Origin of the sequence: Sphingomonas pollutisoli (assembly GCF_029167165.1) — a bacterium.
Taxonomy (GTDB): domain Bacteria; phylum Pseudomonadota; class Alphaproteobacteria; order Sphingomonadales; family Sphingomonadaceae; genus Sphingomonas; species Sphingomonas pollutisoli.
The window spans coordinates 492,120-513,931 of the sequence record NZ_JARFNJ010000003.1; the positions used below are offsets into that span (position 1 = coordinate 492,120).

General features: G+C 68.3%; 21 protein-coding genes. 11 read left to right on the forward strand and 10 right to left on the reverse strand.

All coding sequences use genetic code 11. From position 1 onward, the window contains the following. Positions 1–17: 17 nt before the first annotated feature. Positions 18–842 (reverse strand): IclR family transcriptional regulator, encoded by an 825-nt coding sequence (locus tag PX554_RS08655; protein ID WP_275500720.1) that lies wholly within the window; start codon positions 840–842, stop codon positions 18–20. A 173-nt stretch (positions 843–1,015) separates the two neighbouring features. Between PX554_RS08655 and rhmD the strand changes: the two genes are divergently transcribed. The 5 genes from rhmD (at position 1,016) to rhaT (ending at position 5,994) form a co-directional block, all read left to right on the forward strand. Further along, positions 1,016–2,209 (forward strand): L-rhamnonate dehydratase, encoded by a 1,194-nt coding sequence (gene rhmD / locus PX554_RS08660; protein WP_420833433.1) that lies wholly within the window; start codon positions 1,016–1,018, stop codon positions 2,207–2,209. 22 nt (positions 2,210–2,231) lie between these two features. Further along, the gene (locus tag PX554_RS08665) at positions 2,232–3,089 is read left to right on the forward strand and encodes a 2,4-didehydro-3-deoxy-L-rhamnonate hydrolase (RefSeq protein ID WP_275500723.1); all 858 of its coding nucleotides are present in this window, start codon (positions 2,232–2,234) and stop codon (positions 3,087–3,089) included. After that, positions 3,086–3,835: an SDR family NAD(P)-dependent oxidoreductase gene (locus PX554_RS08670; protein WP_275500725.1), complete on the forward strand. Its 750-nt coding sequence runs from the start codon at positions 3,086–3,088 to the stop codon at positions 3,833–3,835. Before PX554_RS08665 ends, PX554_RS08670 begins: the two co-directional genes overlap by 4 nt. A 192-nt stretch (positions 3,836–4,027) precedes the next feature. Then, positions 4,028–4,930: an amidohydrolase family protein gene (locus PX554_RS08675; protein WP_275500727.1), complete on the forward strand. Its 903-nt coding sequence runs from the start codon at positions 4,028–4,030 to the stop codon at positions 4,928–4,930. Continuing rightward, a complete protein-coding gene (gene rhaT / locus PX554_RS08680; RefSeq protein ID WP_275500729.1) occupies positions 4,927–5,994 on the forward strand; it encodes an L-rhamnose/proton symporter RhaT in 1,068 nt (355 codons plus the stop codon). Before PX554_RS08675 ends, rhaT begins: the two co-directional genes overlap by 4 nt. 125 nt (positions 5,995–6,119) lie before the next feature. Here rhaT and PX554_RS08685 read toward each other — a convergent pair whose 3' ends face one another. Together PX554_RS08685 and PX554_RS08690 are read right to left on the reverse strand one after the other, a co-directional pair. Continuing rightward, complete coding sequence (locus tag PX554_RS08685; RefSeq protein ID WP_275500730.1) at positions 6,120–7,301, reverse strand: SGNH/GDSL hydrolase family protein; 1,182 nt, start codon at positions 7,299–7,301, stop codon at positions 6,120–6,122. A 199-nt stretch (positions 7,302–7,500) separates the two neighbouring features. Beyond that, positions 7,501–7,815 carry an L-rhamnose mutarotase gene (locus PX554_RS08690; protein WP_093225016.1) on the reverse strand — a complete coding sequence of 105 codons (315 nt, stop codon included), beginning with the start codon at positions 7,813–7,815 and terminating at the stop codon, positions 7,501–7,503. 121 nt (positions 7,816–7,936) lie between these two features. Here PX554_RS08690 and PX554_RS08695 point away from each other — a divergent pair, with 121 nt between their 5' ends. The 5 genes from PX554_RS08695 to PX554_RS08715 all read left to right on the forward strand — a co-directional run bounded on the left by PX554_RS08695 (position 7,937) and on the right by PX554_RS08715 (position 14,537). Next, the gene (locus PX554_RS08695; protein ID WP_093225017.1) at positions 7,937–8,653 is read left to right on the forward strand and encodes a FadR/GntR family transcriptional regulator; all 717 of its coding nucleotides are present in this window, start codon (positions 7,937–7,939) and stop codon (positions 8,651–8,653) included. Positions 8,654–8,707: 54 nt separating this feature from the next. Beyond that, a complete protein-coding gene (locus PX554_RS08700; protein WP_275500732.1) occupies positions 8,708–10,186 on the forward strand; it encodes a UxaA family hydrolase in 1,479 nt (492 codons plus the stop codon). Between the two features lie 100 nt (positions 10,187–10,286). Next, the gene (locus tag PX554_RS08705) at positions 10,287–11,594 is read left to right on the forward strand and encodes an MFS transporter (protein ID WP_275500734.1); all 1,308 of its coding nucleotides are present in this window, start codon (positions 10,287–10,289) and stop codon (positions 11,592–11,594) included. A gap of 85 nt (positions 11,595–11,679) precedes the next feature. Beyond that, positions 11,680–13,092: a glucuronate isomerase gene (uxaC, locus tag PX554_RS08710; RefSeq protein WP_275500736.1), complete on the forward strand. Its 1,413-nt coding sequence runs from the start codon at positions 11,680–11,682 to the stop codon at positions 13,090–13,092. Further along, positions 13,089–14,537: a mannitol dehydrogenase family protein gene (locus tag PX554_RS08715; protein WP_275500738.1), complete on the forward strand. Its 1,449-nt coding sequence runs from the start codon at positions 13,089–13,091 to the stop codon at positions 14,535–14,537. The genes uxaC and PX554_RS08715 overlap by 4 nt, the downstream gene beginning before the upstream one ends. A gap of 177 nt (positions 14,538–14,714) precedes the next feature. Here PX554_RS08715 and PX554_RS08720 read toward each other — a convergent pair whose 3' ends face one another. The 6 genes from PX554_RS08720 to PX554_RS08745 form a co-directional block, all read right to left on the reverse strand. Then, positions 14,715–15,557, reverse strand: a complete 843-nt coding sequence (locus PX554_RS08720) for an FAH family protein (protein WP_275500740.1) — start codon at positions 15,555–15,557, stop codon at positions 14,715–14,717. Positions 15,558–15,618: 61 nt separating this feature from the next. Further along, complete coding sequence (locus tag PX554_RS08725; protein WP_275500742.1) at positions 15,619–16,881, reverse strand: adenosylmethionine--8-amino-7-oxononanoate transaminase; 1,263 nt, start codon at positions 16,879–16,881, stop codon at positions 15,619–15,621. Between the two features lie 103 nt (positions 16,882–16,984). Next, a complete protein-coding gene (gene bioD, locus PX554_RS08730; RefSeq protein WP_275500746.1) occupies positions 16,985–17,599 on the reverse strand; it encodes a dethiobiotin synthase in 615 nt (204 codons plus the stop codon). Beyond that, a complete protein-coding gene (locus PX554_RS08735) occupies positions 17,596–18,720 on the reverse strand; it encodes an 8-amino-7-oxononanoate synthase (RefSeq protein WP_275500748.1) in 1,125 nt (374 codons plus the stop codon). The genes bioD and PX554_RS08735 overlap by 4 nt, the downstream gene beginning before the upstream one ends. 41 nt (positions 18,721–18,761) lie before the next feature. Beyond that, a complete protein-coding gene (locus tag PX554_RS08740; RefSeq protein ID WP_176787191.1) occupies positions 18,762–19,148 on the reverse strand; it encodes a type II toxin-antitoxin system death-on-curing family toxin in 387 nt (128 codons plus the stop codon). Between the two features lie 6 nt (positions 19,149–19,154). Beyond that, positions 19,155–19,400 (reverse strand): AbrB/MazE/SpoVT family DNA-binding domain-containing protein, encoded by a 246-nt coding sequence (locus tag PX554_RS08745; protein WP_275500751.1) that lies wholly within the window; start codon positions 19,398–19,400, stop codon positions 19,155–19,157. Positions 19,401–19,476: 76 nt separating this feature from the next. Between PX554_RS08745 and PX554_RS08750 the strand changes: the two genes are divergently transcribed. Next, the gene (locus tag PX554_RS08750) at positions 19,477–20,433 is read left to right on the forward strand and encodes a cation diffusion facilitator family transporter (RefSeq protein ID WP_275500754.1); all 957 of its coding nucleotides are present in this window, start codon (positions 19,477–19,479) and stop codon (positions 20,431–20,433) included. A gap of 29 nt (positions 20,434–20,462) precedes the next feature. On the opposite strand, the gene PX554_RS08755 is transcribed toward PX554_RS08750, so the two are convergent. Next, positions 20,463–21,644: an acyltransferase family protein gene (locus PX554_RS08755; RefSeq protein WP_275500755.1), complete on the reverse strand. Its 1,182-nt coding sequence runs from the start codon at positions 21,642–21,644 to the stop codon at positions 20,463–20,465. Between the last annotated feature and the right edge of the window lie 168 nt (positions 21,645–21,812).

A 21,812-nucleotide genomic window follows, 5' to 3' on the forward strand; every position in this document is an offset into this window, starting at 1 on the left:
CGTTTCCTCTTCTGTGGTTATCGCCTTGGGCGGCGGTTTGGCCGGGCGCCGGGCACCCAGCCGAGATCGGTGCTGATCTGGTCGGCGGTCGCGCGCACCTCGCCGCTGAGCGCGGCCATGCGTGCGTCGTCCATATATTGCGCGGCGCTCGACAGGCTGATCGCGGCGATGATCCGGCCCGACGCGTCGCGCACCGGCGCGGCGACGCAGCGGATCAGATCCTCGTTCTCCTCGAGATCATAGGCATGGCCGGCGGCGACATAGCCCCGCATCCGTTCGGCCCAGGCCGCGTAATCGACCGCCGGCGCGCCGCGCGCGCGCGACGCCTCGAACAGCGCGGGCCATTCGGCCTCGGGCGTGTCGAGCAGCAGCGCCTTGCCCAGCCCGGTCGAGGATAGCGGGTGACGGTCGCCGATCCGGCTGGAGATATCGACGCGGCGGCGGCCTGGAATCTTGTCGAGATACAGCGCCAGATCGGTATCGAGCCGGCCGAGATGCACCGTGTCCTCGCTGCGCGCGGCGAGCGCCTCCAGCCGGGGCCGCGCGATCCGCACGATATCGGCCTGGCTCTGCGCGAGGAAACCGAGCTGGAGCAGCTTCGGCCCGAGCTGATATCCCTCGCGCGGCAGGAAGGTGAGGAAGCCGCGATCGGCGAGCGCGTTGGCGAGCCGGTGCGTGGTCGATCGCGTCAGCCCCATCGCCGCCGACAGGTCGGCGAGCTTGACCGGCCCGTCGATGACCTTGTCGAGCATGTCGAGCCCGCGCAGCAGCGTCTGGCTGCCCTGAATCTTGGTGCGCTCCTCGCCGCTTTCCGATTCTTCGTTTGACGGGGCATGTCTCATCAATTAATATCCTATCCCATTAAGTGAGAAAGTAAACAGCAAAGGGAGGATCGGCGCAGCTTTCTTCGTGAAGATACCCGGATCGTCCAAGACAACACCGTATCATATTGTGGAACGTCGATGCGATTCCTTTCACATTCTGGATGCTGCCGCCTACGCCCAGGAGATTGCCGGTGACGTTGAAGAGCCTGTCGAAGATCAAGCACGTCCGCGCCTTCACGGTGCGCGGCGGCGGCGCCGATTATCACGACCAGGGCGAAGGCCATTGGATCGACAACCACATCGCCACGCCGATGAGCCGCTATCCCGAATATCGTCAGTCGCGGCAGAGCTTCGGCGTCAACGTGCTCGGCACGCTCGTCGTCGAGATCGAGGCGGAGGACGGCACGATCGGCTTCGCGGTGACGACCGGCGGCGAACCCGCCTGCTACATCGTCGAGAAGCATCTCGCCCGCTTCCTCGAAGGCCGCAGCCCGCTCGACTACGAGAAGATCTGGGACCAGATGTACTTCTCGACGCAATATTACGGTCGCAAGGGTCTCGTCATCAACGCGATCTCGGGCGTCGATCTGGCGCTGTGGGATTTGCTCGGCAAGCTCAGGCAGGAGCCGGTCTATCATATGCTCGGCGGCGCGGTGCGCGACGAGTTGCAATTCTACGCGACCGGCGCGCGCCCCGATATCGCCAAGGATCTCGGCTTCATCGGCGGCAAGATGGCGTTGCATCATGGCCCCGCCGAGGGTGTCGAGGGCCTCAAGAAGAACATCGCCGAACTCGCCGACATGCGCGAGCGCGTCGGCCCGGATTTCTGGCTGATGTGGGATTGCTGGATGGCGCTCGACGTCGATTATGCGACCCGCCTCGCGATCGCCGCGCACGAACATGGCCTCAAGTGGATCGAGGAGGCGATCAGCCCGGACGATTATTGGGGTTACGCCGAGCTGCGCCGCAACGTGCCGCGCGGGATGCTGGTGACCACCGGCGAGCATGAGGCGACGCGCTGGGGCTTCCGCATGCTGCTCGACATGGAATGCTGCGACATCATCCAGCCCGATGTCGGCTGGTGTGGCGGGATCACCGAGTTGCTCAAGATCAGCGCGCTCGCCGACGCGAAGGGCAAGATGGTCGTGCCGCACGGATCATCGGTGTACAGCTATCACTTCGTCATCACCCGCCACAACTCGCCGTTCGCCGAGTTCCTGATGATGCACCCCGGCCCGACCGAAGTGGTGCCGATGTTCGCGCCGCAACTGCTCGGCGAGCCGGTGCCCGAGAACGGCCGCCTCAAGGCGAGCGCGCTCGACGCGCCCGGCTTCGGCGTCACCTTCAATCCCGATGTGGCGACGCACCGCCCCTACACCCACTGATCCTCCAGACAGCGAGACCTTCATGAAACTCTGCCGCTTCGGCCCGATGGGCCAGGAAAAGCCGGGCATCGTCGATGCCGACGGCCAGCTTCGCGACCTGTCGGGCGTGATCGACGACCTGACGATCGCGACGCTTCCCGCCGCGCTCGCCGCCGATGTCGCCGCGCTGCCGCTCGTCGAAGGGACGCCGCGCTATGGTGTGCCGCTGAAAGGTGTCGGCAAGATCGTCGCGATCGGGCTTAACTACCGCGATCATGCGATCGAATCGAACCTGCCGATCCCGACCGAGCCGATGATGTTCATGAAAGCGGTGTCGAGCCTCTCCGGGCCCAATGACGACGTGATGCTGCCCAAGGATTCGACCCATGGCGACTGGGAAGTCGAACTCGGCGTCATCATCGGCAAGACCTGCCGCTATGTCAGCGAGGAGGACGCGCTTGGCCATGTCGCCGGCTATACGCTCGTCAACGACGTGTCGGAGCGGTTCAACCAGAAGCAGCGCGGCAGCCAGTGGAGCAAGGGCAAGGGCCATGACACCTTCTGCCCGACCGGCCCGTGGCTGGTGACGCCCGACGAGGTCGGCGACTGCCAGGATCTCGGCATGGCGCTCGACGTCAACGGCGCGCGGATGCAGACCGGGAACACGAAGACGATGATCTTCGACGTCAAGCAGCTCCTTTCCTATGTGAGTGAGTATATCACGCTGTATCCGGGCGATCTCGTCATCACCGGCACGCCACCGGGCGTGGGCGAGGGCAAGAAGCCCGAGGCGATCTACCTCAAGGCGGGCGATGTGATGGAACTCGCGATCGGCAAGCTCGGCACGCAGCGCCAGCAGGTCGTCGCGTGGCGCCACCTCGGCGAAGGTACGCTCGCGTGAGCGCCTATGCGGGCCGGTTCGCGGGGCGCACCGCGATCGTGACCGGCGGCGCCTCCGGGCTCGGCAAGGCGGTCGCCAAGCGTATCGTCGCCGAGGGCGGCACCGTCGCCCTGTGGGATGTCAACGCCGACGCCTTGGCCGCCGCGCAGGAGGAGACCGGCGCGGCCGCGGTGTTCGCGCTCGACGTGTCCGATCAGGCGCAGGTCGAGGCGGCGGCGTCAGCCGCGAACGAAGCACTCGGCAAGATTGACATCCTCGTCAATTCGGCGGGCATCACCGGCGCGACCGCGCCCTTGCACGACTATCCGCTCGAAAGCTGGCGGCGGGTGATCGACATCAACCTCAACGGGCTGTTCTATTGCTGCCGCGCGGTGGTGCCGTTCATGCTCGCGAACGGCTATGGCCGCATCGCCAACCTCGCCTCGGTCGCGGGCAAGGAGGGCAATCCCAATGCCTCGGCCTATTCGGCGTCGAAGGCGGGGGTGATCGGCCTCACCAAGTCACTCGGCAAGGAACTCGCCGAGAAGGGCGTGATCGCCAACGCGCTGACCCCGGCGACCTTCGAAAGCCCGATCCTCGCGCAATTGCCGCAGAGCCAGGTCGATTACATGCGCTCCAAGATCCCGATGGGGCGCCTCGGCGAGGTCGATGAGAGTGCCGCGATGGTGTGCTTCATGGTCAGCGAGGAATGCAGCTTCACCACCGCCTCGACCTTCGACACGTCGGGCGGGCGGACGACGTTCTAGCCGATTGCCGTTCGTGCTGAGCGAAGTCGAAGCACGTGCCCCAGACGCTCTCGCTTGGAGCACGCCCCCTTCGGCTGGCTGGCAAAGCCAGCCGCTCAGGACAGGCTTCGACACGCTCAGGGCGAACGGGGTTTCAGAAGAATCGTGCGACTGCCCGCCAAGAGGCAGCGCATATCACCGTGTGGAGAGCGCATGTCCGAACAACGCCCCTTCGTCGATGCCCATGTCCACCTCTGGGATCTCGCGCATCTGCGCTATCCCTGGCTGACGCCGCCGTTCGCCGATGACGGCCCCAACGGCAGCGTCGAACCGATCGCGCGCACCTATCTGCTCGACGATTACCTCGCCGATGCTGAGGGGTGGGACGTGCGCGGGATCGTCCATGTCGATGCCGGTGCCGATGCCGCCGATGCGCTCGCCGAAACCGACTGGCTCCAGCGGATCGCCGACGAACGCGGCATGCCCAATGCGATCGTCGCCTTCGCCGCGCTCGACGATCCGGACGTTGATGCGCTGCTCGCCGCGCATGCGGCGCGCGCCAATGTTCGCGGTATCCGCCACATCGTCAACTGGCATGCCGACGCCCGGCGTACCTACACGTCACGCGACGTGACGCGCGATGAAGCCTGGGCCGCCGGCTTCGCGCTGCTCGGCAGCTACGGTCTCAGCTTCGATCTGCAAGCCTATGCCGGCCAGCTCCCCGGCCTCGCGCCCCTCATCGCGCGCCACCCGGAAATCCCGGTCATCATCAACCATATGGGGATGATGATCCCCGGTGAGGAAGCCGAATGGCGGAGCGGCATGGCCGCGCTGGCGGCGCTTCCCAACGTCTCGGTCAAGCTGTCGGGCATCGGCTTCAGCGACCGCCGCTGGACCGCGGGGCTCGCGCGCGACCAGATCCGCGGCGCGATCGACCTGTTCGGCACCGACCGCGCGATGTTCGCGAGCGATTTCCCGACCGACAAATTGTTCGGCAGCTTCGCGCAGCACCTCGACACCTATGCAGACATCGTCGCCGATCTGACCGCCGGGGAGCGCCACGCGCTGTTCGCCGGCAACGCCAATCGCATCTATCGACTGGGCCTGACGCTATGAACGGCAATCCCAACCCGCTGATCGGCGTACTCTACCACTGGCTCGGCGGGTTCGCCTCGGCGACCTTCTACGTGCCCTATCGTGGCGTGAAGCGGTGGTCTTGGGAGATCTACTGGCTGACCGGGGGCGTCTTCTCGTGGCTGATCGCGCCGTGGTTCTTCGCATCGCTGCAGACCAACGATCTGCTCGGCGTGCTCGGGCAGGCGCCGCTGCCGACCTTGCTGTGGCCGGTGGTGTTCGGGCTGCTCTGGGGGTTCGGCGGGCTGACCTACGGACTGACGATGCGCTATCTCGGCTTGTCGCTCGGCATGGCGGTGGTGCTCGGCCTATGCACTGTGTTCGGCACGCTGATTCCGCCGCTCGTGCAGGGGGATTTCGCGGCCAAGCTGCTCGACACCGCCTCCGGGCGGATCGTGCTGCTCGGCCTTGCCATCACGCTCGCGGGGATCGCCACGGTCGCGCTCGCCGGCGCGCGCAAGGACGCGGCGTTGAGCGATGCGGAGAAGGCCGCGACCGTGGCCGAGTTCGACTTCCGCAAGGGCGTCGCCGTCGCGGTCTTTTCGGGCGTGATGTCCTCCTGCTTCGCGTTCGGGCTGGCGGCGGGCGAGCCGATCAAGGCGATCTCCGCCGCCGCCGGTACCGGCCCGCTGTGGACCGGGTTGCCGATCCTGTGCCTGGTGATGTTCGGCGGGCTGGTCACCAACGGGCTGTGGTGCGCATGGTTGATCGTGAAGAACCGCAGCGCCGGCCAGTGGCTTGGGCGCGGCGCGGTCGCGGCGGGCGCGCCGCTCGGGCTTAACTATCTGCTCTCGGCGCTCGCTGGGACGATGTGGTATTTCCAGTTCTTCTTCTACACGATGGGCGAAAGCCAGATGGGCCGCTTCGGCTTTTCGAGCTGGACGCTGCACATGGCGAGCATCATCATTTTCGGCACCTTGTGGGGCTTCGCCTTCAAGGAATGGAAGGCCGCAGCACCGCGCGTCCGGGCGCTGGTGTGGACCGGCATCGGCCTGCTCGTGCTCGCGACGGTGGTGATCGGCTACGGCAACAGCCTGGGGGCGTGAGGGCGTATGTCGCGCCTCCCGACCGTTCGCACTGAGCTTGTCGAAGTGCGTGCCCCGAACGTTTCGGCTGCGGCACGTGCTTCGACTTCGCTCAGCACGAACGGTTTGGGGACGTGCGCCGGGGCTTACCGCAGCAGCTTGAGGTCGATCGCCGCCGCCATCGCGGTGAAGCCCGCGTCGTTCGGGTGGAGCGCGTCCCCACTGTCATACGCCTTGGCGAACCGATCGGGATCGGCCGGATCGGCGACCGCCTTGGCCAGATCGACATAACCGTCGGCGACGGTGTTGGTGCGGATCCAGGTATTGACCTGCTTGCGCACCGCCTCGCCCTCCGCGCCCCAATAGCCCGCGCCCTTGTACGGCAGGATCGTCGCGAAGATCACCTTCACGCCCTTGTCGTGCGCGCGCGCGACCATCTGGCGATAGCCGCCGGTAAGATCGGCGACAGTCGGCAGCGGCGTCTTGCGCGCGGTCGCGCCGCCGATGTCGTTGACGCCTTCGAGCACGATGACGTGCGACACGCCGGGGATCGACAGCACATCGCGGTCGAAGCGCGCGAGCGCGTTGTTGCCCGCGCCCTCGGCCAGCACGCGGTTGCCGCTGATGCCGAGATTGGCGACGCCGACGCTGGTGCGCCCCGCTTTCTGCAACCGCTCGGCAAGCTGATCGGGCCAGCGCGTATCGGCATCGGCGGTGGCGCGCACCCCGTCGGTGATCGAATCGCCGAACGCGACCACGGTCGATCCGCGCTGCGGCGTGTCGACGTCGATCGCGTCGATCACCATCCGCTGGGTGAACTTGGTCGCGCCGTCGAGCGTCGCCGCACCGGTCTGGTCGCCCGCCGCGATCCATGCGGTCGCCGCGGCATAGCCGTGGACGGTCGGATCGGGCGCGCCTTGCGGGAAATAGAGGCTGATCGCGACATGCGTGAGCGGCGCCACGCGCAGCGCGATCGGATCGCTCACCAGCGGCGCGCGATCGGGGATGGTCGGCGCGGCGACGCCGTCGAAGGTGACCGCGCGGTCGCTGCCGGGCACGATCTTGCCGGACGCATCGACCAGCGCGACATGCACGCTGCCGAGCTTGAGCGCGCTCGCCGACAGTTCGTTGGTCAGCCGGAGCCGGATGCGCGCACCGCCGCTGCTGATCCGCACCACCTGGCGCAACGTCCGACCGGTCAGATCGGGCAGGTCGCCGGGCTTGCCGGGGCTTTGCGGCGCGACCGCCCAACTCCGCGACCAGGCGGCGACGCCCGGCGTGGGCAGCGCGAGCGCGGCGACGATCAGCAACGGCAGGCCGGTCTTCATGGCAATCTCCTCAAGGGCGCGGGTAGGGATATGCTCGCTTCAGGCGGGATCTTTGCGAAGGCCGCCGAACGCGTATCGTATCGTGTTTTCCCGCGGAAGCGGGAACCCAGAGCCAAGCAAACACCGATGTGCGGCTCTTGGGACTCTGGACTCCCGCATGCGCGGGAGAACAAGAAGCGGCTTTCGCATACGTTTTGAGTCAGGCGTGGTGGAAGATCAGCGGGAGCGGCCATTCGCGCGGGCGGTTGTCGGCCTCGACCTCCATCAGCGGCGCCATGTAATCCCACCACCGCTTCATCACCGGATGATCGGGCAACGTGTCGCGGGCATTGTCCTCGGTCAGCTTGAGCACCGCGAACAGGCTCAGCGTCGCCTCGTCGAGGAAGATCGAATAATCATAAATCCCGCTCGCGGTGAGCAGCGCGGAGAGTTCGGGCCAGATCGCGTCGTGGCGCGCGCGATACTCGTCGACCACGCCGGGCTTGAGCTGCATCCTGAAGGCGTGGATCGACATGCGCGTCCTCTCTCCGATCGTTGACGCGCTATCCTACGGCGGCGCGCGCCGGTCAACGCGTCCGCGCCGATCTCGACAGCGCCGATGGTTGGGAGCATGAGCGCGCGAGGGGAGAGACGGCGTGACCGAAAGACCAAGCGCGGGGGCGGCTCCGCGGATTCATACCAGCATCGCGCGCGATCTCGGCGTCGCGATCGTCAGCGGCCAGTATCAGCCCGGCGCGGTGCTGCCCGGCGAGATCGAATTCAGCGCGCAGCTCAAGGTCTCGCGCAGCGCCTATCGCGAGGCGGTGCGGATGCTCGCCGCCAAGGGGCTGGTCGAGAGCCGCACCAAGACCGGCACGCGCGTCAGCGAACGCGCGCGCTGGAACATGCTCGATCCCGAGGTGCTCGCCTGGGCGTTCGTCAACGAGCCGCCCGAGCCGTTCGTGCGCAGCCTGTTCGAGATGCGGCTGATCGTCGAGCCCGCCGCCGCCGCGCTGGCGGCGGTACGCCGCACCGAGCCGCAGCTCGCGCGGATGCGGCAGGCGCTGGAGGATATGGGGCGGCACGGCCTCGGCACGCCGGAGGGGCGGCAGGCCGACCAGGATTTCCACAGCGCCATCCTGCTCGCGACCGGCAACGAACCGCTCGCGGCCCTGTCGAGCACGATCACCGCGGCGGTGCGCTGGACCACCGCGTTCAAATACCGGAAGAACGCGGTGCCGCGCGACCCGCTCGACGATCATGGCGCGGTGTTCGCGGCGATCGCGGCGGGCGACGCCGCCCGCGCGCGTGAGGCGATGACCGCGCTGGTTTCGCTCGCGCTCGAGGACACGAGCACGGTGCTGGGCGAGTGACGCCGGCTTGAAAAAGCCGCGCGCGTCTATTACTCAGACAATAGAGGTGTGACAATGCGAGCGATCAAGGTTGACCCGCGCGACGATGTCGCCGTGGCTATGGAAGCGTTGCCGGCGGGCGATCTCGTCACGGTCGGCGGTGTGGACGTGCGGCTGGCCGAGGATATTCCCGCCGGCCATAAATTTGCCGTGACACCGGTAACAGCCGGGCGGCCGGTGCTGCGCTATGGCTTCCCGATCGGAACCGCGCGCGCGGACATCGCGCCGGGCGCGCATGTCCACACGCACAATGTCGCGACCGCGCTCGCCACCGCCGGCGCGTACCGCTACGCGCCCGTCGCGGCCGCGCCCGCGGCCGCGCCGAGCGCGCGCACGTTCGAAGGCTATCTCCGCGCGGACGGATCGGTGGGGACGCGCAACGAGATCTGGATCATCCCCTCGGTCGGCTGCGTCGGGCGCACGGCGGAGCGGCTCGCCGCGCGCGCCGGGGGCGATCTGCCCGACGGAGTCGACGGCGTCGTCGCCTTCCCGCACCCGTTCGGCTGCTCGCAGCTCGGCGACGATCTCGCCGGCACGACGCGGGTGCTCGCGGCGCTCGCCTGCCACCCCAATGCCGGCGGCGTGCTGCTGCTCGGCCTCGGCTGCGAATCGAACCAGCTCAGCGGCATGCTCGAGCTGATCCCGCCCGAGCGGCGCGATCGGATTCGCGTGGTCGGCGCGCAGGCGTCCGCCGATGAAATGGCCGAAGGACAGGCCGCGATCGCCGAACTGGTCGCGCTCGCCGCGCGGGACCGGCGCAGCACGGTGCCGCTCTCCGCGCTCACGCTCGGGGTGAAGTGCGGCGGCTCGGACGGGTTGAGCGGCCTCACCGCCAATCCGGTGATCGGCCGCATCGCCGACCGCGTCGGCGAGGCCGGCGGGCGCGTGCTGCTCACCGAAATCCCCGAAATCTTCGGTGCGGAGCAATTGCTGATGGATCGCTGCACCAGCCGCGAGACATTCGACGCGCTGGTCTCGCTGGTCAACGGCTTCAAGGACTATTTCGTCCGCAACGGCGAGCCGGTGTCCGAAAACCCCAGCCCCGGCAACATCCGGGGCGGCATCACCACGCTGGAGGAAAAGTCGCTCGGCGCGGTGCAGAAGGGCGGGCACGTTCCCGTCACGGACGTGCTGCCCTATGCCGAGCGCGTGCGCCGCGCCGGGCTGACCTTGCTGGAGGCACCCGGCAACGACGCCGTCTCGACCACCGCGCTCGCGGCGGCGGGGGCGACGATGACCCTGTTCTCGACCGGGCGCGGCACGCCGCTCGGCAGCCCGGTGCCGACCGTCAAGATCGCCTCCAACGCGGCGCTCGCGGCGGCCAAGCCGGGCTGGATCGATTTCGACGCGGGCGCCGTGCTCGACGATGGTCTCGACGTCGCCGCCGACCGGCTGCTCGACCGGATCGTCGCGATCGCCTCGGGCGCGCGCACCCGCAATGAGGTCAACGAGGAACGCGCCATCGCGATCTGGAAGCGCGGTGTGACGCTGTAGCCCAAGGCAAAGCGGCTATACACGCCCCGGAAACCGCATTATCTGAGTCGCAATTCCACATCATGAAAGCATGCCGGTAGATCATGCGAAGGGGAGAGCGATGACGGCAGCCGACGCGGAAAAACTGACACCGGTGTCTCATCTGACGCCCCCGAGCGGCCGCTATCGCTGGGTGATCTGCGGGCTGTTGTTCGCCGTCACCGCGATCAATTACGTCGATCGCCAGATGATCGGCGTGCTCAAGCCGGTGCTAGCGAGCGATCTGCACTGGTCCGAGATCGACTATGCCAATGTCGTATTCTGGTTCCAGGCGGCCTATGCGATCGGCTATATCGGTTTCGGCCGCTTCGTCGACGTGGTCGGCGCGCGCGTGGGCTATGCGGTCGCCTTCGCGATCTGGACCGCCGCGCACATCGCGCACGGCGCCGTCAACACGATCACCCAGTTCGCGATCGCGCGCTTCGCGCTCGGCATCGGCGAATCGGGCAATTTCCCGGTCGCGATCCGCGCCGTCACCGAATGGTTCCCGGCGCGCGAACGTGCCTTCGCGATCGGCGTGTTCAACGCGGGATCGAACGTCGGCGCGATCGTCACGCCGCTGCTGGTGCCGTGGCTGGTCGCGCTATACGCGGGCAACTGGCGGCCGGCGTTCGTCATCACCGGCGTCGTCAGCCTGATATGGCTGGTCGCGTGGGTGATCCTGTACCGCTCGCCCGCGAAACACGCGCGCGTCTCACCCGAGGAGCGCGCCTGGATCGAGCAGGATCCCGCCGATCCGACCACGCCGATGCGCTGGCGCGACATCGTGCGGTTCCGCGAGACCTGGGCCTATGCGGCGGCCAAGTTCTGCATCGATCCGGTCTGGTGGTTCTATCTGTTCTGGCTGCCGGGGTATCTCGGCGAACGCTATCACCTCGATCTCAAATCGTTCGGGCCGCCGCTCGTCGCGGTATATCTGATGTCGGATATCGGTTCGGTCGCGGGCGGCTGGCTGTCGGGCCGGATGATGAAGGCGGGCTGGAGTGTCAACGGCGCGCGCAAGACGACGATGCTGATCTGCGCCTGCGCGATCCTGCCGATCTTCGCGGTGCAATCTGTCGATAATCTCTGGGTGGCGGTGTTCATCATCGGTCTGGCGACCGCCGGGCACCAGGCGTTTTCGGCGAACCTCTACACCCTGCCGTCCGATCTGTTCCCGCGATCGGCGGTCGGATCGGTGATCGGCATCGGCGGCGCGATCGGCGGGGTCGGGGGCATGCTGTTCTCGCTCTATGTCGGCCGCGTGCTTCAGGAGCTTGGCAGCTACGCGCCGATCTTCCTCGTCGCCGCCGCCGCCTATTTCGTCGCGCTGCTGATCGTGCAGGTGCTGTCGCCACGGCTCGCCCGCGTGACGATCGAGGCCGCATGAAATTGGTCAGACACCGCTCTTCCCGCGCCGCGCCCGCGCGGGTAAGGCTTGCCCATCGCTCTCCCGTATCGGACCTGTCGCCCGCATGACAAAACCGCTCACGCTCCACCCCGATCGGCTGTTTCCCGCCGAGCCGACCGTTCGCGAGATCGCGCGGCGACTCTACGCTGGCGTCGCCGATCTGCCGATCGTCAGCCCGCACGGCCATACCGATCCGGCGTGGTTCGCGACCGATGCGCCGTTCAGCGATCCCTCGTCGCTGCTGATCGTGCCCGATCACTATGTCTTCCGCATGCTGTTCAGCCAGGGCGTCGCGCTCGAGACGCTCGGCGTGCCGACGGTCGACGGCAGCCTGACCGAGACCGATTCGCGCAAGATCTGGCACCTGCTTGCCAGCAACTATCATCTGTTCCGTGGCACGCCCTCGCGGATGTGGCTCGATTGGGTGTTCTCGGCGGTGTTCGGGCTCGACGTGCTGCTCGAACCCGAAACGGCCGACCTGTATTACGACACGATCGACGCCGCATTGAAGACCGAGGCGTTCCGCCCGCGCGCGCTGTTCGAACGCTTCAACATCGAGGTGATCGCGACCACCGAAAGCCCGCTCGATCCGCTCGCCCACCACGCCGCGATCCGCGTGAGCGGCTGGGGCGGGCGCGTCGTCACCGCTTATCGCCCCGATCCGGTGGTCGATCCCGAGGCGGCCAAGTTCGCCGACAACGTCCGCCGTTTCGGCGAGACCGCCGGCGAAGACGTGTCCACCTGGGAAGGGTATCTCGCCGCGCACCGCTTCCACCGCGCGCGCTTCCGCGAAGCCGGCGCGACCTCGACCGACCACGGCCATCCCTCGGCGCGCACCGCCGACCTTTCACCCGAGGATGCCGCCGCGCTCTACGCGCGGGTGCTGGCGGGGGCGACGGCGGAGGACGCCGAGCTGTTCCGCGCGCAGATGCTCACCGAGATGGCGCGGATGAGCACCGAGGACGGCATGGTGATGCAGCTTCACCCCGGCGTCCACCGCAACCACAATGCCGCCGTGCTCGCGCGGTTCGGCCGCGACAAGGGCGCCGACATCCCGACGCAGGGCGAGTTCGTGGTGTCGCTCAAGCCGCTGCTCGACCGGTTCGGCACCGATCCCCGGCTGACGCTGATCCTCTTCACGCTCGACGAGGATGTTTACAGCCGCGAACTGGCGCCGCTCGCCGGCCATTATCCCTGTCTGCGGCTCGGCCCGCCGTGGTGGTTCCACGACAGCCCCGAGGGCATGCGCCGCTTCCGCGAGCGGACCACCGAGACGGCAGGCTTCTACAACACGGTCGGTTTCAACGACGATACCCGCGCGTTCCTGTCGATTCCGGCGCGGCACGATGTCGCGCGGCGGATGGACTGCGTGTGGCTCGCGCAGCTCGTCGCCGAGCATCGTTTGCCCGAGGATGAGGCGCACGACGTCGCGCGCGCGCTCGCCTATGATCTCGCCAAAGCGGCGTACAAGCTGTGAGACTCTCGACCGAAACCCTCGCCGGCCTGCCCGCCGAGATCGCGCGCCCGGCCTATGACCGAAGCGCGGTGAAGCGCGGTGTCGTCCATCTCGGCATCGGCGCGTTCCACCGCGCGCATCAGGCGGCCTATTTCGAGGCGGCCTTGGCGGCGGGCGATTTGCGCTGGGGCATCACCTCGGTGTCGCTGCGCTCGGGCAGCGTGCGCGATCAGCTCGCGCCGCAGGATTGCCTTTACGCCCTGGTGGTTCGCGATGGCGACGCGCGCAGCGTGTCGATCATCGGTGCCGAACAGGCGGTGCTGGTCGCGCCCGAAGACCCCGCCGCCGTCGTCGCCGCGCTCGCGCATCCCGATGCGCGGATCGTCACGCTGACGATCACCGAGAAGGGCTATAAGCTCGATCGCGCCAAGGGCACTTTGCTCGCCGACGATGCCGATGTCGCCGCCGATTGCGCATCGCTCGCCGCGCCGCGTACCGCGCCGGGCTTCCTAGCCGCCGGCCTCGCCGCGCGCCGCAGCGCCGGGCTCGGCCCGCTGACGGTGATCTCGTGCGACAATCTGCCCCACAATGGCGCGTTGCTGCGCGAAGCCGTGCTGGCGGTGGCGCGCGCCAACGATCCCGCGCTCGCTGAGTGGATCGCCGCCGAAGTGGCGTTCCCCGCCTCGATGATCGACCGCATCGTTCCCGCCACCACCGACGCCGATGTCGCTGCGCTCGCCGCCGATCTCGGTGTGGAGGACCGCGCGATGGTCAAGACCGAGCCGTTCAGCCAGTGGGTGATCGAGGACCATTTCGTCACCGAACGTCCTGATTTCGCCGCGCTTGGCGTACAACTCACCCAGGCGGTCGCGCCATGGGAGGATGCCAAGCTGCGGCTGCTCAACGGCGCGCATTCGGGGATCGCCTATCTCGGCGCGCTTGGCGGCGACGCGTTCGTCCATGAGTTCGTCGCGACTCCGGCGGGGCGCGGCTTCGTCGATGCGCTGTGGGACGAGGCGCAGACCACGCTCGATCCGCCCGAGGGGCTCGACATCGCCGCCTATCGCACCGCGCTGATGGGCCGCTTCGCCAACAGCGCGCTCCAGCATCGCACCCGCCAGATCGCGATGGACGGCTCGCAGAAGCTGCCCCAGCGCCTGCTTGCGACGATCGCCGAGCGCAGCAAAGCGGACGAGCCGGTCGATGCGCTCGCGCTCGCGGTGGCGGCGTGGATGCGCTGGCAGGCGGGCGTCACCGATGCCGGCGAGACGTTCACGGTGGATGATCCGGCGGCTGAGACGCTCGGCGCGTTGTCGGCCGGGGCGCCGGATACGGCGGCGCGGGTCGATGCGCTGCTCGGGTTCTTCGGCTTCGCGGCGGATGCCGAGGTGCGCGCGACGTTGGTGCGCCACCTGACCATACTCGAAACCGCCGGCGCGCGGGCGGCGGTGAGCCGGTTCGGCTAACCTCCGACATCAAAACCCGCATTTCCACCCGTTCGCCCTGAGCTTGTCGAAGGGCGTGCCAGTTGCGCGACGTCGCGTTTCGGGCACGTGCTTCGACAAGCTCAGCACGAACGGGTCAGGCTCGGGGATTGCCGCTAGGACAGCCCAGCCTTAGCTCCGGACGAACGGGAGGGGCGACTAACCCCTCACCCGCACCCGTGGCGCGAAGGCGATCGGGTTGCGCATCGGCAGCGTGAAGCCGGTCGCGGTGGCCTCGAAGGCGTCGTCGGGCTGGGTGCGTACGGCGTCTTCCGCGTCGCCGCCTGTGCCGACGAAGAAATGCACCAGCACGTCGCCCGGCCGGCCGAGAATGCCGCCTTCGAAACGCCGGCGTTCGAGTTCTGCGATCGGGTGCGGCAGGTGCGCATCGCCCGCGCCGAAGCGGCGTTCACGCTCGACCACGCCGTCGCGGAGCAACCGGCTCGTCATGATGATCTCGTGCGGCAGGGCGCCCAGCCGCACCTCGGGGCCGAGCGCGGTCGGGCGCGGGCTGAGCTGCGCGGGGAAATGGCGGTGCGTGCGCGCCGCGGCGTGATCGTGGAAGCGGTTGCCGAGCACGAAGCCGATCCGCACTGGCGTGCGATCGCCCGCGATCAGATATAGCCCGGCGATCTCGGGCCGCTCGCTGCCATCGAGCGCGAATTCGGGCACGGTCAGCACGGTGCCCGGCCCGGCCAGCGAGCGCCCGTCGCCGCGATACCGCCAGCCCGAACCGCGCCCCGCCGCCGCCGCGCCGCTGTCGCTGACATGCAGCCGCGCGGGATCGGGCAGGTCGATCGGCGCGAGCAGCCGCACCATGCGCAGGTTGAGCGGCTCGCCCAGCCGCGCTTCCGCGACCTCGGCGAGCGGTACGCCGGTGTCCAGCGCATGTTCGGCGAGATCGGCGAGCGTGGCGGCGCCCTTGATGCGCCGGGCGAAGCCGCCGATCAGCGCGGCGACCCCGCGCGCGCCGTCTTCGAACTGGATCAGGCTGTCGATCATCCCGCCTTCGCGTCCCTCGGCGCCGAAGCTACTCCGCGCGCGCGCCGGGTCAATCGCTTTGTCAGGCGGCGAGCATCGCGCAGGCATCGCCGATCGCGGCATAGATCGCGTCGAGATCGGCATCGTCGATGCAATAGGGCGGCATGACATAGACGGTGTTGCCGAGCGGGCGCAGCAGCAGGTCGCGGTCGCGGAAGAAGCCGAGCAGGCGCGGCCCCAAGGTCGAGAGATAGCCGCCGTTCGGATCGGCAAGGTCGAGCGCGGTGACGGTGCCGAGCTGGCGCTTGCCGCCGATCGCGGGGTGATCGAGCGCCGCCAGCCGGACGGCCTGCCGGTGTGATAGATCGGCGATCCGCGCCGCGACCGGCTCGTCGCGCCAGATCTCGAGATTGGCGCGCGCGGCGGCGCAGGCGATCGGGTTGGCGGTGTAGCTCGACGAGTGGAAGAACATCGTCGCGCGGTCTTGCGAGCAATGCGCGGCGTAGATCGGCTCGGACGCCAGCGTGACGGCGAGCGGGATCGCCCCGCCGGTCAGGCCTTTGGACAGGCACAGGATGTCGGGCACCACGCCGGCCTGTTCGCACGCGAGCAGCGTGCCGGTACGGCCCCAGCCGGTCATCACCTCGTCGGCGATGAACAGCACGCCGTACCGTGCGCAGATGTCGCGCATCGTCGCGAGCGTCCCGGGCGGGTAGATCAGCATGCCGCCCGCGCCGAGCAACAGCGGCTCGACGATGAACGCCGCCGCACCCGCGCGGCATGCCGCCTCCAGCGAGTCGAGCGTCGCCTGTTCCCGGCCCGCAGCGGGGAAGGGGATGGTGCCGACATCGAACAGCAGCGGCGCATAGGCTTGGTTGAACACCCCGCGCGCGCCGACCGACATCGCGCCGATCGTATCGCCGTGGTAGCTATGTTCGAGCACGAGGATGCGGTGCCGCGCCTCGCCGCGATTGGCCCAATAGCCGAGCGCCATCTTGAGCGCGACCTCGACGCTGGTCGATCCCGAGTCCGAATAAAACACACGGGTGAGCGCGGGGGGCAGCATGTCGATCAGCCCGCGCGCGAGCGCCTCGGCGGGTTCGTGCGTCCAGCCCGCGAAGATGATCTGGTCGAGCGTCTGCGTCTGCGCGGCGATCGCCGCCATGATCCGCGGGTTGCGGTGCCCGTGCGTCGTCACCCACCACGACGAGATCGCATCGACGATCCGCCGCCCGTCCTGCGTGTACAGCGCCGCGCCCTCACCGTGCGTGACGAGCGGGATCGGCTCGCCGAGGCCGTGCTGGGTGAACGGATGCCAGACGGGGGAGGGGGAGGAGACGCTCACCGCCCCCACCCGTTCGCACTGAGCGCAGTCGAAGTGCGTGGCCCAGACGCGACGCTTTTGGCACGTCCTTCGACTTCGCTCAGGACGAACGGGTGAGGGAAGGTCATGCGAAATCCTCCAACCGGAAGTTGTCGGCGAACGCCGCCCGCAAGCGCTCCGCATCGAGTGTCTCCAGCCGTGGCAACCGCCCGAGCCGCTTCACCCCGCCGATCGCGGCGATGGTCGCCTCGCTGTCTTCATTGGCATCGCCGTTGAAGGCGACGCCGAGGATCGGCACTCCGCGTGCGCACAACGCCTCGATCGAAAGCAGGCTGTGGTTGATCGTCCCCAGCGCGGTGCGCGCGACCAGCACCACCGGATGACCCCAGCGTGCGAACAGATCGGCGAACAGCAGCGTGCGCGTCACCGGCACCAGCACCCCGCCCGCGCCTTCGATGACGAGCGGGCCCTCGACGTTCGGCGGCGTGAGTCGCGCCGGGTCGATCGTCACGCCGTCGATCTCGGCGGCGCGGTGTGGCGAGCAGGGCGTGTTCAGCCGATACGCCTCGGGCAGCACGCGCGTCACACCGAGCGCGGCGACGCGCGCCGCGTCGGTACCGTCGTCGAGTCCCGCCTGCACCGGCTTCCAATAGGCCGCGCCGAGCGCCGCCGCGAGACCGGCGGCGAACACCGTCTTGCCCGCGTCGGTATCGGTACCGGTGACGATGATCGTCTTCATGCCAGCGCCCCTTCGATTGCGCGCGCAAGCCCGTCGACATCGGCTTCGCACGCGTTGAGCGTCACCGAGATGCGCAGCCGCGACGTTCCCGCCGGCACGGTCGGCGGACGGATGCCGCGTACGTCATAGCCCGCCGCCTGCACCGCGCTCGCGACGCGCATCGTCGTCGCATCGTCGCCGAGCACCAGCGGCAGGATTTGCGATCCGGTCGGGGTGACGCCGCACGGCGCGAGCGCGGCCTCAGCGTGCGCCACCAGGGTGCGCAGTCGGTCTCGCCGTTCGGGTTCGTCAGCGAGGATCCGCAATGCGGCGCGCACCGCGCTCGCCATCAGCGGCGATGGCGCGGTCGAGAAGATGAAGCCGCGCCCGCGATTGACGAGGAAATCGCGGACCACGCGCGGACCGCACACCAGCGCGCCCTCGCAGCCCAGCGCCTTGCCGCACGTCCGCAGCGTGACGACATTCTCGCGCCCCTCGAACGCGGCGGCGAGCCCGCGTCCGTTGGCGCCGAACACACCGGTCGCGTGCGCCTCGTCGATCAGCAGCACGGCGTCATGCCGCGCCGCGACCTCGGCGAGATCGTCCAGCGGCGCCTGGTCTCCATCCATGCTGTACAGGCTCTCGACCGCGATCCACGCGCGTCCGGTGCCGCCCCGTGCGCGCCACGCGGCGATCACGTCGTCGAACCCCTGTGGATCATTGTGTGGCACGCCCACAGTCTCGGCGCGGCCGAGCCGCATCCCTTCATGCGCGCTGGCGTGGATCAGCGCGTCGTACACCACCAGGTCGCCGCGCTGCGGCAGCGTGCCGAGCAGTGCGGCGTTGGCGGCGTACCCGCTCGAAAAATACAGCGCCGCCTCGCTCCCGAAAAACGCCGCCGCTTCGGCTTCGAGCGCGTCATGCTCGGGATCGTTGCCGCGGAGCAGCCGCGACCCGCCCGATCCGACCGCGACCCCGCGCGCCAGCGCCTCCATCACGGCGCCGCGCAGACGGTCCGACGTGGCGAGGCCGAGATAATCGTTCGAGGAAAAGTCCACGCCGCTGCGTGGGAACAGCCCCCGCAACCTGTCGCGCGCGGCGAGGTCCGCGAGATCATGGGCATGGGCGGCAAGCAACGACATTGGCAACGCTCGGTAGCGCGCTGCGCGAAATGCTCAAGCGGCTAGGCGGGGATGATCCTCGCACGGAACCAGTCGGCGACGGCATCTTCCTCGAGCGATCCGGCCGCCAGCGCCAGCACCATGCGGATCGCCTCGGCCTTGTCGAATGCGATCTGCACGCCATTGAGCTTGAGGAAAAGTCGCGCGATCACCCAGGCCGTGCGCTTGTTACCGTCGTTGAACGGATGATTGCGCGCGATCCCGAACGCATAAGCCGCAGCCAGCGCACAGGGATCATCCTCCCCATACGCATGTTTGTTGACGGGACGCGCGAGCGCCGATTCGAGCAGTCCGGCATCCTTGACGCCCGCCAGCCCGCCATGTTCGGCCAACTGCCGATCATGAACGGCGTAGGCGACCGCCGCGCTGAGGAACTTCGGTTCGATCATGCGGCATCAGCGCGCGAGCACGGCGAGGATATCGCGATCCTCGCGCATGATGTCCTCGGCGGCTTCCATCGCAGCGAGGAAATCGGGATCGGTCGCCGACATGCTATAGCCGTTCGGCGCGTCGTTCAGATAAATCGCGTCGCCCTGCGAGACGCGCAGTCCGGCAATGACATCCTTCGGCAGGATGACGCCCATCGAATTGCCGATCTTGATGAGCTTGAGCTTGCGGACGTGTTCGGTTGGCGCGTTCATACGTATGTTATAACACACACCCGCTTGGCCCTCAACCGTTCACCCGCTACGCCGAGGCTGCACCCGGGAGAATTGCATGTCGTCGTCCAAGCAGGGGGAATCGAACCTCGTTATCTTCGCGGCGCTTGCCGCCAATCTCGGCATCGCCGTGGCCAAGTTCGTCGCCGCCGCGATCAGCGGGTCGTCGTCGATGCTGACCGAGGGGTTCCACTCGGTCGTCGACAGCCTCAACCAGATCTTGCTGCTCTACGGGCAGCATCGCGGCAAGCGGCCGCCCGATATCGACCATCCGTTCGGCTATGGCCGCGAGCTGTATTTCTGGAGCTTCGTCGTCGCGATCCTGATCTTCGCGGTCGGCGCCGGCGTGTCGGTGTATGAGGGGCTCGTCCATATCGAGGAGCCCGAGCCGCTGCGCGATCCGCTCGTCAACTATGTCGTGCTCGCCATCGCGTTCGCGCTGGAGGGCGGATCGTGGCTGCTCGCGATGCGCGGATTCGCCGCCGACAATCGCGGACGCGGCTGGTGGAGCGCGGTGCGGCGGTCGAAAGACCCGGCCGGGTTCATCGTGCTGTTCGAGGATTCGGCGGCGCTCGCCGGCCTCGTCATCGCCGCGATCGGCGTCTGGGCGAGCCATCACTTCAACGATCCGCGCATCGACGGCGTCGCCTCGATCCTGATCGGCGTGTTGCTCGGGCTGATCGCGATGGTGCTCGCGCGCGAGGCCAAGGGGCTGCTGATCGGCGAGGGCGCCGATCCCGCGATCGTGGCCGAGGTGCGCGCGATCGTCGATGCCTATCCGGTCATCACCTCGGTCAACCATGTCCGCACCATCCACACCGCGCCCGACAGCGTGTTCGTCGCGATCAGCGCCGACTTCGAGGATTCACTGACGATGGGCGATGCCGAGACGATCATCGAGACGATCGAGACCGATCTCAAGGCGCGCCTGCCGATCCTCTCGTCGATCTACATCCGGCCCGAAAAGCGCGAGAATGCGGCGATCCTGCCGGTGGACGAACCCGCGGCGGCATAGTCCGCCCGCCCCGGACCGGACGCGGGGCGCTACTCCGCCGCCACCGCCGTCATCACCTGCCGCCGTGCGCGCGGCCGCGCCGCGCCGCGCGTGCCGCTGTAGAGCAGGCTCAGCGCCGGCGAGCGCTCGATCAGCGCGGCGATGCCGAGCGTCGCCGCGAGCGTGCCGCACGCCACCACCACGAAGCCGATCTCCGGCGGCAGCCCGACGCCATCGACGATCAGCGCGAGCCAGACGATCACCGGCACGTGGAACAGATACACTACGAACGATCCGCGCACGAGCCGGTCGGTGACCGGGCTGGCGCGATCGAACGATTGCCGCGCGACCGAGAGGATCACTTGCGTCACCAGCATCGCCGCGCCGGCGCCGACGAAGCGATAGAGCGGCGGCCAGCTATGCCCGTAGAGCGCCAGCGCCAGCGCGGTCGCCGCCACCGCCAGCGCCGCCACCCCCGCCCGCCGCTCGCCCATCGCCGCGAGCGTCTCCGGCGCGCGCTGGAGCGCGAGCCCGAGCACGAACCACGGCAACGCGCCGAGCAGATCGTCGAGCCGCAAAATCTCCTGCGGCAGCGTGGTGTTGAGGTGGGCGGCGTAGAACAGTTCGATCGTCACCGCCTCGAACAGCCCGACGACGAGGCCGAGCAGCAGGAGCGTGGCGAGCGGGCGCCGCGCCGTCCAGCGGTCGATCCGCGCGGGGAGCGGGGCGGTGCGCAGGGCCGGCCATATCCGCGCCGCCAGCGCGGTCGCGCCGCACAGATACAGCAGCACGATGATGAACCACAGATGCCGCACCCAATAGCCGCCCGAGGTGAGCGACAGATTCCGCCACGATTCGAGCGCCTGCGCGGGTGCGAAGTTGGACAGTTCGCAACCGATGTTGAGCAGCGGAATAATCGTGACGAGACTGGCGAGGAACGGGATGCCGAGCCGCGTCAGCCGCGCGCGGAACCAGCCGCCGGGCGGATATTTGGTGAGGCTGAGCGCGGCGAAATAGCCCGCGACCAGGAAGAAGGCCGGCATGCGGAACAGGTGGATCGCCTCCGCGACATAATCGAGCACCGGCGCGTGCCGGTGGGTCGCGACGATCCAGCCGCCCGCCTGAAAGGCGAGCGCGCTGTGATAGGGGATGCCGAGCAGCATCAGCGCCGCGCGGAGCGTATCCCAATAATGCTGGCGCGCGCTGGGGCGGCGGGCTGATCCTGCGTCCATACCGCACGATAACCGCGTCGCGGCTGAATGGCTCCGTAACGACATCGCGAAAGACCGGGCTGGATGAACCGTTCGTCCCGAACCGGACCGGTCGGGGGCGGGAAAACCGCGCACCGGTTCGCCGGTGAAGGCACTGTTTCTTAGGGGCGTGCGTTTCTCCGCCATATC